Origin of the sequence: Methanoculleus sp. (assembly GCF_020696975.1) — an archaeon.
Taxonomy (GTDB): Archaea; Halobacteriota; Methanomicrobia; order Methanomicrobiales; family Methanoculleaceae; genus Methanoculleus.
In genome coordinates this window covers 1-17,941 of record NZ_JAJGBK010000033.1, presented here as the reverse complement: position 1 = coordinate 17,941, position 17,941 = coordinate 1, and the positions used below count along the sequence as shown (strand labels likewise).

15 protein-coding genes are annotated in these 17,941 nt (G+C 62.4%); 8 read left to right on the top strand and 7 right to left on the bottom strand.

Annotated elements, in window-relative coordinates; genetic code table 11:
• Nucleotides 1–434 precede the first annotated feature (434 nt).
• The 4 genes from QZ650_RS11830 to fdhF form a co-directional block, all read right to left on the bottom strand.
• Nucleotides 435–1,166: a formate dehydrogenase accessory sulfurtransferase FdhD gene (locus tag QZ650_RS11830; RefSeq protein WP_292518072.1), complete on the bottom strand. Its 732-nt coding sequence runs from the start codon at nucleotides 1,164–1,166 to the stop codon at nucleotides 435–437.
• A gap of 100 nt (nucleotides 1,167–1,266) precedes the next feature.
• On the bottom strand, nucleotides 1,267–1,746 hold the full coding sequence (locus tag QZ650_RS11825; RefSeq protein ID WP_292518069.1) for a VOC family protein: 480 nt from the start codon (nucleotides 1,744–1,746) through the stop codon (nucleotides 1,267–1,269).
• A gap of 368 nt (nucleotides 1,747–2,114) precedes the next feature.
• Complete coding sequence (locus QZ650_RS11820) at nucleotides 2,115–3,353, bottom strand: Coenzyme F420 hydrogenase/dehydrogenase, beta subunit C-terminal domain (RefSeq protein WP_292518067.1); 1,239 nt, start codon at nucleotides 3,351–3,353, stop codon at nucleotides 2,115–2,117.
• Complete coding sequence (gene fdhF, locus QZ650_RS11815; protein WP_292518065.1) at nucleotides 3,354–5,420, bottom strand: formate dehydrogenase subunit alpha; 2,067 nt, start codon at nucleotides 5,418–5,420, stop codon at nucleotides 3,354–3,356.
• Nucleotides 5,421–5,739: 319 nt separating this feature from the next.
• Here fdhF and QZ650_RS11810 point away from each other — a divergent pair, with 319 nt between their 5' ends.
• The 4 genes from QZ650_RS11810 to QZ650_RS11795 all read left to right on the top strand — a co-directional run bounded on the left by QZ650_RS11810 (nucleotide 5,740) and on the right by QZ650_RS11795 (nucleotide 9,679).
• On the top strand, nucleotides 5,740–6,381 hold the full coding sequence (locus QZ650_RS11810) for an FmdE family protein (protein ID WP_292518063.1): 642 nt from the start codon (nucleotides 5,740–5,742) through the stop codon (nucleotides 6,379–6,381).
• A gap of 56 nt (nucleotides 6,382–6,437) precedes the next feature.
• Complete coding sequence (gene tsaA / locus QZ650_RS11805) at nucleotides 6,438–7,253, top strand: tRNA (N6-threonylcarbamoyladenosine(37)-N6)-methyltransferase TrmO (RefSeq protein WP_292518061.1); 816 nt, start codon at nucleotides 6,438–6,440, stop codon at nucleotides 7,251–7,253.
• 91 nt (nucleotides 7,254–7,344) lie between these two features.
• Nucleotides 7,345–9,198: a molybdopterin biosynthesis protein gene (locus QZ650_RS11800; RefSeq protein WP_292518059.1), complete on the top strand. Its 1,854-nt coding sequence runs from the start codon at nucleotides 7,345–7,347 to the stop codon at nucleotides 9,196–9,198.
• A gap of 52 nt (nucleotides 9,199–9,250) precedes the next feature.
• Nucleotides 9,251–9,679: a nuclear transport factor 2 family protein gene (locus QZ650_RS11795; protein WP_292518057.1), complete on the top strand. Its 429-nt coding sequence runs from the start codon at nucleotides 9,251–9,253 to the stop codon at nucleotides 9,677–9,679.
• 147 nt (nucleotides 9,680–9,826) lie between these two features.
• Here the strand turns inward: QZ650_RS11795 and QZ650_RS11790 are convergent, their stop codons facing one another.
• The gene (locus tag QZ650_RS11790; protein WP_292518096.1) at nucleotides 9,827–10,339 is read right to left on the bottom strand and encodes an META domain-containing protein; all 513 of its coding nucleotides are present in this window, start codon (nucleotides 10,337–10,339) and stop codon (nucleotides 9,827–9,829) included.
• Between the two features lie 255 nt (nucleotides 10,340–10,594).
• On the bottom strand, nucleotides 10,595–12,250 hold the full coding sequence (locus QZ650_RS11785) for an META domain-containing protein (RefSeq protein ID WP_292518055.1): 1,656 nt from the start codon (nucleotides 12,248–12,250) through the stop codon (nucleotides 10,595–10,597).
• 354 nt (nucleotides 12,251–12,604) lie between these two features.
• Here QZ650_RS11785 and gap point away from each other — a divergent pair, with 354 nt between their 5' ends.
• The 4 genes from gap (at nucleotide 12,605) to QZ650_RS11765 (ending at nucleotide 17,495) form a co-directional block, all read left to right on the top strand.
• A complete protein-coding gene (gene gap, locus QZ650_RS11780; protein ID WP_292518053.1) occupies nucleotides 12,605–13,612 on the top strand; it encodes a type I glyceraldehyde-3-phosphate dehydrogenase in 1,008 nt (335 codons plus the stop codon).
• Between the two features lie 12 nt (nucleotides 13,613–13,624).
• Nucleotides 13,625–14,683 carry an NAD(P)-dependent oxidoreductase gene (locus QZ650_RS11775; protein WP_292518051.1) on the top strand — a complete coding sequence of 353 codons (1,059 nt, stop codon included), beginning with the start codon at nucleotides 13,625–13,627 and terminating at the stop codon, nucleotides 14,681–14,683.
• A complete protein-coding gene (ppsA, locus tag QZ650_RS11770; protein WP_292518049.1) occupies nucleotides 14,680–17,118 on the top strand; it encodes a phosphoenolpyruvate synthase in 2,439 nt (812 codons plus the stop codon). The genes QZ650_RS11775 and ppsA overlap by 4 nt, the downstream gene beginning before the upstream one ends.
• Nucleotides 17,119–17,297: 179 nt before the next feature.
• Entirely contained in the window at nucleotides 17,298–17,495 is a 198-nt protein-coding gene (locus QZ650_RS11765; RefSeq protein ID WP_292518047.1) for a hypothetical protein, read from the top strand.
• A gap of 78 nt (nucleotides 17,496–17,573) precedes the next feature.
• Here the strand turns inward: QZ650_RS11765 and QZ650_RS11760 are convergent.
• A partial coding sequence (locus QZ650_RS11760) for a 4-alpha-glucanotransferase (protein ID WP_292522507.1) occupies nucleotides 17,574–17,941 on the bottom strand: 368 nt, incomplete at its 5' end.

Genomic DNA, 17,941 nt, shown 5'->3' with positions numbered 1-17,941 from the left:
CCCCCCCCCCCCCCCCCCCCTGTCTCTCCCTCATAAGACTATATCTGTAACCCCCCGCCACCCGCGCTTCGCACTCCTCCCGCCCCCCGAAGGGGGGCGGGCAGTGCGTGGCGATAACCGGAGAGGAAGCCGTGCACGGTTCTTCCAGAAATCTTCCCATGCAGCAAATTATGGAGGCCATGCACCTTCGGTGCTCGTGCTCCGGACTCGAAGACCAATGGTCTTCTCGAACTCTAGCCCTTCGGCCCATCGGACCCATCGCCCGGTCGAATATCGTCATAGGGGTAGTGGGGTAGTTGACAGGAAGTGCGAGAATAGCGAGCTTAAGCACCGCTAGGTGCGAGGTGCGATGTTCCGGGGGAACGGAGCACGAGAAGGCCGAAGGCCTTTGAGGGAGGCGTGCCCCCTCCCTTGTCTCCCCCTTGTAAGTATCCCTACCTTTTTATCCCCGCAATCCTCCCCGGATGCGTATACACCGCCATCTCCGGCGTCCCGGCAGAACCGACGATACAGAGGCCGGTCTCCTCTGCGATCTCGACGGCAAGCGCGGTCGGGCGCCCGGTGGAGACCAGCACCGGGATGCCGGCGCTCAGGCACTTCCTGACCATCTCAGAGGTGACCGTTCCGGTGCCGGCGGCGATTGTCCGGGAGAAGTCGAGTTCGTCCTGCAGCCCCCGGCCGATCACCCTATCAAGGGCGTTGTGCCGGTCGAGGTCTTCCGCGCAGGCGACGATCCGGCCGCCTGCGGCGAGCGCGACCGCATCGAGCATACCGGGCGTGGGAAGAGCGGCGACGGCAGCCTCGATCTCCGAGACGGCGACCACAAGGTCGGAGTCGATCGCGGGCAGTTTCTGCGTGTCGATATAGGAGACGGCCCCCCCGCATCCCGAGAGGATCGTCTTTTTTACGGTGCCCCTCCGGAAGGGATTCTTCGTGAGGACGCTGATCCGGTTCGCCTCGGTTCTGATCGACTCAATCTCGTCGGGGCTCCGGATGATCTCCTCGGTGTAGAGGTAGCCGGTGATGAAGTCTCGAAGCCCGCCGGGGCTCAAGATAACGGTCGTCAGGTGGCGGCCGTTGACGAAGACCGCCACCGGCGCCTCCTCGGCGGCATCCAGGGCGATCTCTTCGCCGCCGAGACGGGTACAGGAAATTCTCTTGAACATGTTCCTCACTTCACGCCGCTGCACGCTCCCGGGCAACACCTGGTGCCACCTCGTGGGGGCCGGTCATGCTATAAGAGATCCGCGGGGGGTGGACTATACTCTACCGGTCCCCTGAACACACTCCCCGGACGAACTCCTCGGGCATCGATGTGCGCCGTGCGGCCTCTTCGACCGAGAGCCCGCTCGCGAGGAACCTTCTTACCACGCTCTCCATGGGTTCCCCGACCTCGACGATGTGCCTATCGGGGTCGTAGAGCCGGATGGCCCGCTGCCCCCAGGGCTGCTCGATCACGCCGTGGACGTACTTCACGGAGTCCATCGCTTTGAGCCGTTCAAGAAAAGCGTCCAGGTCATCCTCCTCGAAGTAGAGTTCGGCGTTCTTCGACCCCCGAACGATATCGTCCTCATCGACGCCGATGAGATCCGCAAAATGCGACCGGAGGTGGATCGCAAAGCCGCCCTCGAACGATACGTTCTCGCCGAGATCGTAGCCGACCTTCTGGCCGAGCACTCCCTCGTAGAAGGCTCTGGAGACCTCTATGTCACGAACAACAATAAGCGGGCATACAAACTTCATCATGCGTATTCTGCTCCGTATCCCGGACGTTCGCCGGCAACCCCTGTGAGACAGACGGTCGCACAACCCACCGGGCCGCCGGCTGTTCCTGATAATCTCGTAGGGGGTTGTGATAGTTCAGTTTTTTGATCGCCGGTTCTCCCATGTCCAGACAAAAATGTCAGTAAATGCACAGAAGAGGTTTTTGCGGCTGTCCGGCAGCGGGAGAGAGCGTCGCTCTCCCCCCGCACCACCGGGCGTTGCCAGGAGCTTTTGCACCCCGGCACGGGCGCAAATGAGGTTTTATGGAACTCAAGTAGGTTGTTTAGCGGGCATTACACGCCCGGCCGGAACCGGCCGGGCGCATACTTTGTTTGAGCGATGTTCCGCGGTTATTTGAACACGTCGAAGATCTGGTCGCTGCCGGTCTCAAAGAGCCGCTGGCGTTCCGCCTTCTCCTCGACGAGCGCGAGCACCGGGAGCTCCATGTCCACGCCCGGAACGTGGCCGAACATCTTCTCCATATCCGTCTGCAGGGCGTGCATGTAGAGCGAGTTCGCGATCTCCATCGGGCAGTTCTCCTCGCACTGGCCGCAGTTGACACAGGAGTCCGATACGTGAGCGTAGCGGATCAGGTGGAACATGAAGGGCGGCGGGAGCTCGCCCGGCGGAACCAGGTAGGGCTTCTTCGTGCTGCACTCGTTGCAGTAGCAGATCGGGCAGTTCTCGATACAGGCGTAGCACTTGATACACCGGCTCGAGTCCTCCATCATCTTCTGGAGGCGCTCCTTCCCCTCACCGAGGCTCTCGAAGTAGCGTGCCCGCCACTTGTCGCCAAGCTTCAGCATCGCGTTCTCGACCTTGCCGCGGATCTCGATACCCTTGGGGTTCGCGGGCTCGGAGGCGATCGCTCCGGATTTCACGGCAGCATCGAGGAGGTTCGCACCCTTCTCGGAGCAGACCTCAACGAACGTAGCCTTGCCGGCTTTTTCCCCAATAACACCCCAGTTGCCGCAGGCGAGGTCCGCCTGGCGCGGGATCTTCATCTTGCAGCGGCGGCAGTTCGAGCGGCGGCCGAAGCCCTCCTCCTCGAGTTCGTCCATCGAGATGCCCTTGTGCTGGCCATCCTTCGTGACGATGATGAACTGGCCCTTGTCGATCTCTTCCTTGACGACGTCGTTGGGGTCAACACCGAACTTCTGGGCGATCATCTTCCGGGCAGCCACGGGGCTGACGGACCCGCCGCAGTTGACGCCGATCAACAGAAGGTTGTCCAGGTTGACCTGGTTGCGCTTCGCAAGCTCGTAGAGACCCATCGCGTCGCAACCCTTCACCGTCACACCAAGACGCATGTTCTCGGCGCCGTCCAGGTACTTCTTGACCAGCTTCGAGAGCAGGAGCGTTCCGCAGTGGAGCGAGCCTGCCGTCTGACCAATCTCGGCGGGGTCGGTGATGATCGTGGGGACCGCATCGTAGAGGTCCACACCCTTCTTGACCGCGAGGACTGCGTCGACCATCTTGGTTTCGAGGGCATACTTGAGAAGCCCGGTCACTGCGCCGCCGCACTCCGCGACTTTCGCTATATCGGGGCTCGTCGTCCAGGCGTATACCATATCTCCCTTTGCTGCCATTTACTGCACCCCCGCGATCTTCTCAACCTTCACAGCACAGTGCTTCAACTCCGGCATCTTCGAGAGCGGGTCGAGCGCGGTGTTCGTCAGCATGTTCGCCGCGGCATCCCCGAAGTGCATCGTCATCATCAGTACGCCGGGCGCTACCTGGTCGGTCACCTTCGCGGTGGTCTCGACCTCGCCGCGCCTGCTGCTGAGCTTGATCTTCTCGCCGTTCTGGATCTTCATCCGTGCCGCATCCTCGTTGTTGATCTGGACAAAGCCAGCGGGCACCTCGTGGTGGAGGAGCGCTGCGCGGCCGGTCTGGGTCCGGGTGTGGTAGTGGAAGAGCAGACGTCCGGTCATCAGGGTGAACGGATACTCGGCGTCGGCGACCTCCGCGGGCGGCCGGTGCTCGATGCCGAAGAAGTGGCCGAGGCCGTCGGCGGACGAGAACTTCTCGCGGTGCAGGATCGGGGTTCCCGGGTGCTCCAGGGTCGGGCAGGGCCAGTGGACGGACTCGGGCTTCTCCATCCTCTCGTAGGAGATGCCGGCCATCGACGGGGTGACCCGGCGCATGTCGTCCCAGATGTCCTCGGGCGAGTTGAAGTCAAAGCCCTGAAGACCGAGCTTGTGGGCGAGGTCGACGAAGATCTGCCAGTCTTCCTTCGCGTTGCCGGGGGTATCCACGGCCTTCCTGATACGGTTGACACGCCGCTCGCCGCTGGTGAACGTCCCGTCCTTCTCGGCGAAGGATGCTCCGGGGAGAATGACGTCGGCAAACTGCGCCGTCTCGGTCATGAAGATATCCTGCACGACCAGGAAGTCGAGTTTCTGAAGCGACCGCATCACATGGTTCGAGTCGGGGTAGGAAACGACCGGGTTCAACGCGAAGATGTACATCGCCTTGATCGGGTCGCCGCACTGGGTGATCTGCTCGGTCAGGGTCACACCGTACTCGCTTGCAAGCCCGGTGACACCCCAGAGTTCCTCCATGCGCTTCCTGGTGGCATCGTCCTCACACTTCTGGTAGCCGGAGAAGACGTTCGGGTATGCACCCATGTCGCAGGCGCCCTGAACGTTGTTCTGGCCACGGAGCGGGTTGACACCGACACCGGGTCTGCCGACGTTGCCCGTGAGCATCGCGAGGTTTCCAAGCGACCGGACGTTGTCCGTACCGGTGGAGAGTTCCGTGATACCGAGACAGTAGATGATCACCGCGTTCTTGGCAGTCGCGTACAGTCGCGCGATCTCCTTGACCCTCTCGGTCGGAACGCCGGTGATCGACTCGACCTCCGCGTACTTCTCGACGGTCTTCTTCAGGTCCTCAAAGCCAGTCGTCCGCTTCTCGATGAACTCCTTGTCATGGAGGTTCTCCTGGATGATCCAGTACATGATCGAGTTGATGAGAGCGATGTTCGTCGAGGGGTTGTAGCGGACCCACTCGTCGGCAAGGCGCGCTGTCGGGGTGTAGCGCGGGTCGCAGACGATGATCTTCTTGCCCGCCTTCTTAGCCTGGACAAGCCTGCGGCCGGCAAGCGGGTGCGCCTCAATCGTGTTCGCGCCGATCATGAAGATGACGTCGGAATTCAGGACGTCCTCGAAGGGGTTCGTCGCGGCACCGGAGCCGAACGAGAGCGAGAGACCCGCGACGGACGGTCCGTGGCAGATACGCGCGCAGTTGTCGATGTTGTTCGTCTTGAAGGCCACCCGCGCGAGTTTCTGCATGATGTAGCACTCCTCGTTCGGGGTCCGGCACGAGACCTGGAAACCGAGGGACTTCGGACCGTATTTGTCGCTGATATCCTTAAACTTCGAGGCAATCAGGTCGTAAGCCTCGTCCCAGGTCGCCTCCTCGAACTTGCCGTTCTTCTTGATGAGGGGCGTTGTCAGCCGGTCGGGGCTCTGCACGAACTCCCAGCAGGTGGCACCCTTGGGACAGAGTTTTCCTTCGTTAATCGGGGTCCTCTTGTTTGGTTCAACCCCGACAAGTTTACCGTCGTTAACCACGAGGTTAAGCCCGCACCCTACACCACAGTACGGGCAGGTCGTGGGGACGTAGCGTAACTTTCCATTGGTTTCTGTCATTTACATTCTCCCGATGATTGCATTCAACGTCGGTTGCCAAGCATGCCGGGAATGGGCGGACATGCTCACAGTAGGTTTACTCTACTCGATAGTATATAAATTTAAACTTATTAGGTTAACAGAAGCAGTTATATTAGCGCATATAATTGATCTGCCTCAAGCGATAATCTCTGTATACAGAGTTTTCTCCACGTTACATCCTTTTATGAGATAATACGGTGTCGCATCGACAATTCACCGTACTTCACCCGAAAATGTAAATTAAATCTTATTTACTTGGCCAAAATATTTACAACTAACCATGACCAAATACTCTTCCATGCAACCGAGACTGAACCATACATGGGAGGACATCAAGGCCAGGCTTGAGTCGAAAGGTTCCACCCCGGAATTGATCGACCAGTTCCAGAGATGTATCGACTTTCACACCTTCGCGGCCCCCGGGCTCCTGGTCGGGGTCTATATGGTGGATTATGCCCTGGAACTCCTGAACCCCCCCGAAGGCGAGAAGGTTTACGCCGTCTGCGAGACTATGAAGTGCCTGCCCGATCCCCTGCAGGTGATCGCCCACTGCACGACCGGCAACCACCGCCTCCGGGTCATCCCCATCGGAAAATTCGCCATCACCGTGAACGGCCCCGCCGAGGCTCCGTACGTGAACGGTATCCGGGTCTTCGTCGACGGCGAGAAGATCGGACAGTACCCGACGTTCGCCCTGTGGTATACCAAAGACCCCCTCTTCGACCCGAGAACCCGCGGTATCGCACTGATTGATGAGATCATCGATGCCGGACGTGACCTCCTCTCCTGCGAGAAGGTACGGGTGAAAGTGCCCCAGAAGTGGCCCTGGCGATCCGCGATCTGCAACATCTGCGGCGAGATGGTCCCCAACAACCTGCTCGTCGATGGGGCCTGCGCCGACTGCCGGTCCCAATCGTACTACGAGAAAGTAGCGTACTGAAAAAACCCTCCCCCCACCAGGGGAGGCATAACTCCCATCATTGCAGCATGCACCGCATGGAACTCTCCCCAATCGGACTTGTGCATTCAGGCGTCCGCTCCCGCAGTGATATGCCGGTCCAGGGCGTCGACGCCGAGATCGAAGTCTTTCTCGACTACGCCGGGGCGCTCCTCGGCATCGAGGAAAACTCGCACCTGATCCTGGTCTGCTGGCTCCACGAGGCGGACCGGGGAGTCCTGAGAGCGGTGGCCCGGAAGGTCTCGGGCGATCTCCCGGAGAAGGGTGTCTTTGCCCTCCGCTCGCCGGCGAGGCCGAACCCTCTCTCCGTCTCGGTGGTGCGGCTGTGCGGTGTGCGGGACGGGCGGTTTCTCGCGCTCGAAAATGTTGACCTGATCGACGGGACGCCGGTGATCGACATCAAGCCCTACCAGACGGGATGGGACTGCGTCTTCTCGGCCGTCGGCCATGACAGGACGGAGAAGATCCGGAAGATGAGCCCCGGCGAATACCGTGAAGGCCTCATCCGCGAGGCCGTAAATTATCACGGAGAGTTCTGTCCGGGCGTGGCTGTCGCGGTGCGGATGGCGGAGGCGGCGACCCGTCTTCTCGAACGCGACCTTGGAGGATCGCAGGTCTCGGTCACGCTCGGCGGCGACCTCTGCATCGCCGATGCGCTCATCGGGATCACCGGTGCGAGCCCGGGAAACCGCCGGCTGCGGTGCTCGGGGGGAGACCGCTACGTCGTTGCCGGCCCTGAAGAGGAGGTAACCTTCCGTCTCCGGACCGTGCCGGAAGATGTCGGGCAGATCCTTGCCTGCAGCGAGACGGCGCTCTTCAGGCGCACGACCGCTCAGCGCCGCATCGACAGGTAATTACCTTCAGCATCAAAGTAACCAATAACAGTCAACTGCAGGGATGGGGGCAGGAGAACCCCCATCCGGCACCCCATGAGGAGTCAAGAGTATGCCACGCCGGTACCTGGATCTTACCCCGCTTCCTGAAGCGCTCGCGGTCATGCAGGAGGCGTTTATACCCCAAAACCACGTCGAGACCGTGCCGCTCACCCTGGCTGTCGGCAGAGTGACGGCCGAGCCCGTATACGCAGTGCATTCGGTTCCCAGGACTGATATCGCGAAGTTTGACGGTTACGCGGTGAAGAGCAGGGAGACCCTGGGAGCAAAGGACCAGCAGCCGCTGCCCCTTGGAGCGTGCGCCCGGATCAACACCGGCGAACTGCTCCCGCCATCGTTTGATGCCGTCGTCATGATCGAGGATACCTGGGACGACGGCGGGAGGCCCTGGATCAGGAAATCCGCCGCGCCCGGGCAGCACATCCGGCACGCGGGCGAGGATATCCAGGCCGGGGAGCTTGTCCTCCCGAAAGGCCATCGGGTCAGACCCTTCGATATCGGGGCGCTCGCGACCTACGGCATAACCCGGCTCGCCGTGCGGTCGGTCCGGGTCGGGATCGTTCCAACCGGGAGCGACCTCGTGCCGCTCGGGGTGGCGCCCGGACCCGGCCAGACGATCGAGACGAACACCCTCATGGCGGAGGCCTACCTCACCGGGATGGGGGCGACCTGCCGCCGTTACCCCATCGTCCCCGACGACCCGGACCGGATCAGGGAGGCGGTCAGGACGGCGGTCGCCGAGAACGACCTTGTCATCCTCTCGGCGGGTTCCTCGGCCGGCACCCGGGACTTCTCCCGGGATGTCGTCGGGACCCTCGGGGAGATCGTCTTCCACGGAATCGCGGTCCGGCCGGGAAAACCGGTGCTGCTCGCGAAGATCGACGGCAGACCGGTTCTTGGTATGCCCGGGTATCCCGTCGCCGCGCAGACGATTCTCCGCGAGGTCGCCGGGAGCCTTCTTTCGTGGTGGGGGCTTTCAGCATCCCCGGACGAGGAACTGGATGTCAGGCTCTCGCGGAGATTGGCATCCGATCTGGGATTCGACGAGTTTATTCCGGTTTCGATCGGGAGAGTCTCCGGCACTTGCTGGGCGACCCCGCATCCCCGCGGGGGCGGCATCCAGATGGCGGTGGTCCGGGCGAACGGCTACCTCCACATCCCCGCCGAGCGCGAGGGAATTGAGGCGGGCGAGGATGTGCGCGTCCGGCTTACTGTTCCCCCGGCCACGATCGCCCGGACACTCATCTGTGTCGGTCAGCGCGATCCTGCTCTCGGTGAACTTGGAAACTGCCTCTCGGATGCCGGTTACCTGCTCCACTGCTGCAACGCCTCAACGATTGGAGCGGTGCTGGCTCTCCGGGCGAACACCTGCCATGCGGCAACGGTTGCTCTTCCGGAGACCAGATCGGCCTGGAACGACCAGGTCCTCAAACTCCTGCCGGGCGTGGACCTCCTGCGGGTTCAGGTAGCCCGGACGGAACTCGGGATCGCTTCGACCGGGCATCTTGACCTCGACAATCCTGGATCATTACGGTTCGTCAACCGTCCAAAGGGAACGCCGGCACGAGCACTGTTTGATGAATGGCTGGACGGGCTGGGTGTCGACGCCGGGGGGATCACCGGGTATAATCACGAGATACGGGCGCATGGTGCGGTGGTTGCGGCTGTCAGCAGTGGAAACGCAGATGCCGGCGTCTGTACGGCGCATATGGCCAGGGAAGCGGGGCTCCGGTTCACCCCACTCGGCTACGAGTCATACGATCTCGTGATCCGGAAGGAACTTGCCGCAGACAAGGGCGTCGCCGCCCTCATACGGGCTGCCCGGTCTTCGGAACTCCGCGCGTTCCTCAATGCAGCAGGGAGAGCACCTGCCGACGGAGCCTCTGGCGAGGCGCTCCCGGCCTGAAACAGCACATCTGCTCGAAACGAATATCTCTCTTTTGACAGGACCCCTCTTCATGCGTGTCAGTGAACAGACACGGAACCAGATCACGGTGGTGCTCCAGCGGATGGCGGAGGCTGTCGGGAGAAAAGACATCGAGAGTATCATGGCGCTTACCGATCCGGATTTCCGGGGTTTCGGGACCGGCGCGGACGAGAAGGCGATCGGGAGGGAGGCTTACCGCAGGCACCTTGAGCGCGACTTTGCGCAGGCGGAGACGATCTCACTTGAGTTCGCCGACCTCCATGTCGGGGCAGAGGGGACGGTCGCCTGGGTCATGGCCGATATGGCCTATCACTTCGTCGCAGACGGCGCTCCGCAGACGTTAGCCGGGCGGATGACGGCGGTGCTCCGCGGGACCGGCCACGCGTGGGTCTTTGCCCAGATGCATTACTCCCTCCCGGCAGAGGGACAGGAAGTAGGGCGGTCGTATCCGGTGGTCTAACATTTTGGCTGACTGGAACCGTCTCTTTGCGATCACCCTCGACTCCACCCTTGCCCGGCCTCCTCACCAATACAAAGCCGTGCTATCCGCACGGTAAAAAAGAGACAATACTGTTGCCATTCCGGTCTTAGCCCGGAGACCGGGTTATTATTCAGCCGAGAGCAGTGGTCCGGTCTCCGGGCTCTCTGCCCGCGAGAAGGTGAGCAGGTCCCTGCCCGACGGCCCAGAGAGGATCAGCCGATCGTCTTCAACGCGGTAGGAGGCGGCCGCAACGAGGAGTTCCCGGTACCGGCTCTCCTGCCGGGCAAGGTCCTGAGTTACTGCAGGGCGGGGCAGCGTGACGGCGCCTGATTCCACAGTGATGGTTGAACCACTGATCCGGTAGGAGGCGGAGTAGAGATCCCACCCGGCGGAACCCGAGAGCGTGCCGTCCTCGCCGAAAGCGATAAGCGGCGCCGTTCCGGGCAGGGGTGCGATGACCGAGCCGTTATCCGCGCGAAATTGAGTGAGTTCCCAGGCCGTCCCCTCGAGCGGTTCGGCAATCCGGGCTTCGTCAGGGGGCATGCCTGTTGTGCTGGAGTAACCGGCCGAGACGAGGCACGTCGCCGCGATGATCAGGAGTGCGGTCTTGGCGAATGCATGGTGTCCGTATCTGCCCATCCTTACCACGGATAGGTGTAAGGGATACTGGATTAAAAAATAACCCATTTTCATCGAGATTGTCTCAATTCCTCTCCGTTCTGCGGAGAGATTGTATCCGTCCCGATCCCGGTATATCACCCTGAGCATGCTCTGGCGGGAGAGAAGGATGACCGAATGGGATGAAACGGGAAAAGTCGGGCAGGGATCGGTCCCTGGAGACCGACCCCTGCCGTGGAGGATAAGAGTGGATCAGGAGTGATCCGCGCCCTCCGTTCAGTAAGAGATCACGACGTTTCCGTCCTCATCGAGGAGGTCGTACTGACCGTCGGCAGGCGGGAACATCCACCGGCCCCTATCAAGCGGAGCCTGCGCAAAGACGAGCAGGACGGTATCCGTCTCGTCTGTGAGGGTCAGGCGGTTGCCTTCCACCCGGTAGGAGGAGACGTCCGCGAGGAGGTTGAGGTATCTGCTCTCCTGCTCCATGATGCCTTCCGGCTCGCCGCAGTACATCTTCGTGCTGCTCGGCGGCTCGATGGTGAGGTTCACGCCGCCGACCTGGTAGCCGGCCCCGTAGGAGTTGCATCCGGCATTGCCGGTGACATTCCCGTCAGGCGAGAAGACCGCGGTGATCGTGGTCCCGACAATCACCGACGAGACTGTCTCACTGCCAAGGCTGTAGGACTCAAGCGTCCACTCCGTCCCGGTGAGCGGTGCCGCCGGCACCTCCGGCGCCTGCACGAAGAAGAGGAGATCGGTGCCCTCTGCGTCCGTGAGGATCAGCCGGTCGCCCTCGACCCGGTAGGAGGAGACGTTCCCGAGGAGGCCCATATACATCCCTTCCTGCTCCATGACCCCCGGCGTCTCACAATACATCAGGGTGCTGTAAAGCGAGGAGACCGTGAGGTTTGCGCCGTCAAGGCTGTACTGGCCGCCGTAGTGATTGCACCCGGCGTTCCCGGTGACGTTCCCGTCGGCCGCGAAGTTCGCGGTGATGGTCGTGCCGACGATCACCGAGGAGACCGCATCTTCGTCGGTGCTGTAGGCCTCAAGCACCCAGTCCGTCCCGGTGAGCGGGAGATCGGGCTTCGGGACGACCTTCTCAAAGACCAGGAGGTCAGCGCCCTCACTGTCCGTGAGGATCAGCCGGCCGTCTTCCATCCGGTAGGAGGCGACGTCCATGAGGAGCGCAAGGTAGCGGTCCTCCTGGTCCATGAGGCCGGGCGGCTCGTTGCAGTACATCTCGGTCCGTATGGCCGGCTCGATGGTGAGGTTTGCGCCGTCCACGGTGTAGCCGGCCCCGTAGGAGTTGCACCCGGCCGATCCGCCGACGTTGCCGTCAACGCTGAAGGATGCTGTGACCGTCGTGCCGTCAAGGATCGGTATCAGGGTGCCATTCTCCCCGGCGAGGCTCGTGAGCGTCCAGGAAGTTCCGGAGAGCCCTGCAGGCGTGGACGAGCCTTTCACGAAGACGAGCACGTCGGTGCCCTCTGCATCGGTGATGACGAGCCGGTCGTTCTCCAGCCGGCAGCCTGCCGCCGAGCCGAGGAGATCCATGAACCGTGCTTCCTGCTCCATGATGCCTTCAGGCTCCGTGCAGAGTTTCAGCGTCTGGACGAGCGAGGAGACCGAGAGGGTTGTGCCGTTCTGGAGGTAATCACCGCCGTAGCCGTTGCACCCGGCAGAGCCGGTGACCTTACCATCGTTGTCGAACTGTGCGGTGAGTTCCGTTCCCGGCAGGACCGGGACGAGTGTGCCGTTCTCGGCAAGGTAGGAGTCAAGCGACCAGGAGGTGCCTGGGAGCGCGACAGCCGCACCGGGGGTCGACGTCCCTGAGATACATCCTGCAGTGATGATGGACGCCACGCCGATGATGAGCAGCGACGCCACCGCGAGAATGTAGTTTATGTTCCTTCTTCTGTTCGGTGCCATACAACAGAATATGGGCGGGAATGGGAGATAAATGAATGGTAAGTTACGAAAAAAATCGAACCTATACGTCAGCCGTTAGGCAATCTGACGATTATACGCAAAATTTCGGTTCGAGCCACCCGGAATTCCGGCCCGGGATTCCGTGCGCCCCGTCCGAGTTTTCGGCACACCTCCGTCTCCCCGTGGCTCGGTTCCCGGTCGATGCACGAAATTGTCCCGGACGGATGGCTATGCGAGGTCGGAAGAAGATACAATCCTCTTACGGCATGCCGAGAGTCTCTGGAGCCGGGAGTAAAAGATCATATATACCCACGCTGCTGAGGGGCACCCCTGTCTGAGAGAGGGGGAAGTTCGATGAAGAAGGTTGCCATCAACGGGTTCGGACGGATCGGGCGCAAGGTCCTTCACAACTATCTGCTCAATCCACCGGAGAATATCGAGATCGTCGCGGTGAACGACCCCAACCCGACGGATCAACTCGCATACCTGATGAAGTACGACTCGGTCCACGGGCGGGCGCCTTTCCCGGTCGAGGCCAGCGGGGACCTCCTCCGGGTTGGGTCGAAGGAGGTGCAGGTGCTGCACGAGAGGGACCCGGCACAGCTCCCATGGAAAGACCTCGGTGTGGATATGGTGCTCGAGTGCACCGGACGGTTCACCGAGCGGGCGGCCTCCGCGAAGCACCTGGATGCCGGGGCGTCACGGGTCGTCATCAGCGCGCCGTCGGACGATGCGGACCATACAGTCGTCCTCGGCGTAAACGAGGGCTCCTATGACCCTGCAAAGCACACCGTCATCTCGAATGCATCCTGCACGACCAACGCGCTCGCTCCGGCGGCGAAGATCTTGAACGACACCTTCGGCGTCGAACGCCTGATGGCGACGGCGATCCACGCCTACACCGCCACCCAGGCACTGGTGGATCGGGCCGCAAAGAAACCGCGACGGGGACGTGCCGCGGCCGTCTCGCTTATCCCGACATCGACCGGCGCCGCCGTCGCCACCACGCGGGTCCTCCCCGAACTCACCGGGAGGATGGACGCGATAGCCGTCCGGGCGCCCATCCCCGACGGGTCGGTCCTCGATATCGTCGCGGACCTCTCGCGCGACGCAACGGCGGATGAGGTGAACGCCGCGATGAAGCAGGCGGCGGAGGGACCGATGAAGGGGCTCCTTATGTACACCGAGGACCCGCTCGTATCGGCCGATATCGTCGGCGACCCGCACTCCGGGGTTGTCGACGGGCGGTCCACGAGCGTCGTCGGCGGGCGGATGGTCAAGATCCTGGTCTGGTACGATAACGAGTTTGCCTACGCGAAAAGGATGGTCGATATCGCCTCCTACATGGCGTCCCGGGAATGAGGTGGGTGATCCATGGCAAAACTTGTCTTCTTCGGCCTCGATGAGCACGAACAGGATGTGATCTGGAGAGCGTTCGCCGGACCGAGCGGCTACGACCTCGCCCTGCACACCGAACCGCTCACGATCGAGAACGTCTCGCTTGCCCGCGGCGCCGAAGGCATCGGGGTCTTCGTCACGTCAAGCGTCACCCGGGAGGTACTCGACAGGCTGCCGGACCTCAAGGTGATCGCCGCCATGTCCACCGGGTTCGACCACATCGACGTGGACGCCTGCCGGGAGAAGGGTATCACGGTCAGTAACGTGCCGCGTTACGGCGACACCACCGTGGCGGAGTTCGCGTTCGGGCTCATCCTGGCCCTTGCCCGGCGGTTCAGGCCGACGTTTGCCCGGGTGGGCGGGGGCGACTTCTCGCGGGCCGGGCTCGCGGGGATGGACCTTGCCGGCAAAACCCTCGGCCTGATCGGCACCGGGCGCATCGGCTCGCACCTCGTCCGCCTCGCCCGTGCGGCGGAGATGGAGGTGATCGCCTATGACCTGAAGCCGAACCCGGCCCTTACGGAGGAGTACGGTGTTCGCTACATGGCGATCGACGATCTGTTACGGGAAGCGGACATCATCAGCCTGCATGTCCCCTACACGGAGGCAACCCACCACCTGATCGACGCCGAACGGCTGGGGCTGGTCAAACCTACCGCGCTCCTCGTCAACACCTCCCGGGGCGGCGTGGTGGACACACGGGCGGTCGCGGACGCCCTCCGCGAAGGCCGTCTCGGGGGTGTCGCGCTCGATACCTTCGAGGGGGAGCAGGTCTGGATCGAGGAGGAGTTCCAGGGGGCAGATGAGGCGTCGGCGGAGGAACTGCGGGACGCGCTCGAGAGTTTTGCCCTCCTCCGCTCGGACCGGGCGATTCTCACGCCGCACAACGCCTTCAACACGCGCGGGGCGGTCGAGCGGATTCTTGCCACGAGCGTCGAGAACATAAAAGCCTTCTTTGCCGGGAGTCCGCAGAACGTCGTCGCCGGAACCTACCCGCTGCCGGCAGCGGCGCCGGCCGGAGGCGGGAGAGCATGAAGCAGGACGCGGTCTACATCCGCTGGCTCGCCGATATCAGAAACGAGGACGTCGGCCTTGTCGGGGGGAAGAACGCGTCGCTCGGGGAGATGTATAGCGAACTGACCCCGAAGGGCGTGAAGATCCCCGACGGATTCGCCGTGACCGCAGAAGGCTACTGGCATGTCCTCGAATCCGCAGGGATCCTCGACGACCTTAAAGAGACGCTCGCAGGCCTTGACCGGAGCGACGTCGCCGACCTTGCCAGAAGGGGGAAACGTGCCCGCGACCTCATCCTCGCGGCCGGGATCCCGGACGACCTCTGGGGCGAGATCCGGACTGCATACGATATGCTCTGCGACGAGTATGGGCCTGATGCCGACGTCGCCGTCAGGAGTTCCGCAACCGCCGAAGACCTCCCGACGGCGTCGTTCGCGGGCCAGCAGGAGACCTACTTGAACGTCCGCGGCTACCAGGCGCTCCGGGAGGCTTACATCCGGTGCCTCGCCTCCCTCTTCACCGACCGGGCGATCGCCTACCGGGTGGACAACGGCTTCGACCACTTCAAGGTCGCTCTCTCCGCCGGGGTGATGAAGATGGTCCGCTCCGATCTCGCCGCAAGCGGGGTCATCTTCACGCTCGACACCGACACGGGTTTTCGGGACGTCGTCCTCGTCACCGGATCCTACGGTCTTGGTGAGATGGTCGTCCAGGGCGCCGTCAATCCCGACGAGTTCTACGTATTCAAACCGACCTTCCGGAAGGGCTACCGGTCAATCGTCCGCAAGATCGCCGGCGAGAAGCGGGTGAAACTGATCTACGGCCACGGGGGTTCAAAGGAGGTCACCCGGCAGGTTGATGTCCCCGAGATCGATCGGAGGAGGTTCTGCATCACCGATGACGACATCCTGGCGCTTGCAGGATATGCGCTCACGATCGAGGACCACTACTCGGCAAAGGCGAATAAGCCGGTGCCGATGGATATCGAGTGGGCAAAGGACGGGGAGACCAATGAGCTCTTCGTTGTCCAGGCCCGGCCCGAGACGGTTCAGTCACAGAAGGCGCAGGACGTCCTCGAGACATTCCATCTCGACGGGCGCGGGAAGGTGCTTGCCGCCGGAAAGAGCATTGGCGATAAGATTGCCGTCGGGAAGGCCCGGATCATCACCGATGTCGGCAGGCTCTCCGAGTTCAGGCCGGGGGAGGTCCTGGTCTCCGACACCACGACTCCGGACTGGGAGCCCGTGATGAAGACGGCCGCCGCGATCGTGACAAACCGGGGCGGGCGGACATCGCATGCCGCGATCGTCAGCCGGGAACTCGGCATCCCCGCGGTCGTCGGGACAGGCGACGCGACCGAGAAGGTTCCTGCGGGCCGGGAGGTGACGGTCAGCTGCGCCGAGGGCGAAAAGGGGTTCATCTACGAGGGCAGCTTCCCGTTCCACGTCGAGAAGACCCCGCTCTCGGACCTGCGGCGGCCGAAGACCGAGGTGATGATGAACCTCGGGAATCCCGATATGGCCTTCGGGCTCGCGATGCTCCCGAACGACGGAATCGGGCTTGCCCGGATGGAGTTCATCATCAGCAGTTACATCAAGGTCCACCCGATGGCGCTTGTCCACCCCGAGCAGGTCGCGGACGAGTCCGTCCGGCAATCGATTGCGGATCTCACCTACGGCTACCCGGACGGGGAGGAGTACTTCGTCGCGAGGCTCGCGGAGGGTGTCGGGACCATCGCCGCGGCGTTCTACCCGAACCCCGTCGTCGTCCGGACAAGCGACTTCAAGACGAACGAGTACGCGAACCTCCTCGGCGGGACCCACTTTGAGCCGGAGGAGGCAAACCCGATGCTCGGGTTCCGCGGTGCCGTCCGCTACTACGACGAGCGCTACCGGGAGGGGTTCGCCCTCGAGTGCCGGGCGCTGAAACGGGTCCGGGAGGAGATGGGCCTTACAAACCTGATTATCATGATCCCCTTCTGCCGCCGGGTGGAGGAGGCAAGACGGGTCATCGGGGAACTCGAGAAGAACGGTCTTTCACGCGGCGAGAACAGTCTGCAGATATACCAGATGTGCGAGATTCCGAGCAACATCGTCGAGATGGACGCGTTCAGCGAGTACTTCGACGGGTTCTCGATAGGCTCAAACGACCTGACCCAACTCGTCCTCGGGATCGACCGCGACTCGGCAGTCGTGAGTGAGGTCTTCGACGAGCGCGACCCGGCCGTTAAAAGGATGGTCGCGATGGCCGTCGAGGGGTGCCGGCGGAATCGCCGGCACAGCGGGCTCTGCGGCGAGGCGCCGAGCACATACCCGGAGTTCGCCGACTTCCTGGTGGAGCAGGGGATCGACTCGATATCGGTCGAACCCGACGCGCTCTTAAAGATCACCCTTCGCGTGGCCGAGGTCGAGGAGCGGCTCGCGAGGGAGAAGATGGCGGCTCCGGTGCCCCGGTGAGGGACGGTGGGGCACGCTTTTGCTGCTCTGAAAGGCTTAAAGCCCGGGAGTCCCGATGATCGCACTCTGTAACGTAAATGTTACATCATTCCAGAAATTGTTACAATTCTGTTACAACGCCGGCCCTGCCCGTAACAAATCTGTAACAATTAAATTTCAGCCCGCGAAAACCTTCTCTCATGTCCAGGGTCGTCCGGATCGACGAGGAGGCGCTGGAGGTCGCCCTGCAGTACGGGAAGAACCTCTCGGCCGGGATCATGAAGATGGAAGAGATGCTCAAAAATCAGGAGAAGGCGAAGCGCGACTACACCAATATCGAGGAGATGGTCCGGCGGACGATCCGTGAGGAACTTGAGATACTGACGTCGAGGTACTGAGCCGGTTGGCAGTCCCTTAAAGCAGCGGCTCTGTCAGGCTCGCACAGCCCCGGACCCGGGTGCCACGTTCCTCACGGTTCACCCCCGCCCCGAAAGTTCCGTCACCTCCCGGAGCCACTCAAACGGCGCGCCGGCGAACTCCCCAGGCGCCATACGCCATTCCCAGTTCCCTTCGGTGGTCGAGGGGTAGTTCATCCGTGCCGCGGCGCCGAGCCCGAGGACATCCTGCATGGGGATGATGCACGCCCGGGCAACCGACGTCATCGCAAGCCGGATGAGTTCCCGGTGGACCTCGTCCGCCGCCACCTCCCGTCCGATGTAGGCAAAGAACCGCTGCCTCTCCTCCTCCGACGCCTCCTCCTCAAACCACCCCCGGGCGGTGTTGTTGTCGTGCGTCCCGGTGTAGCAGATGAGGTTTGGGACATAGTTGTGGGGGATATGCGGGC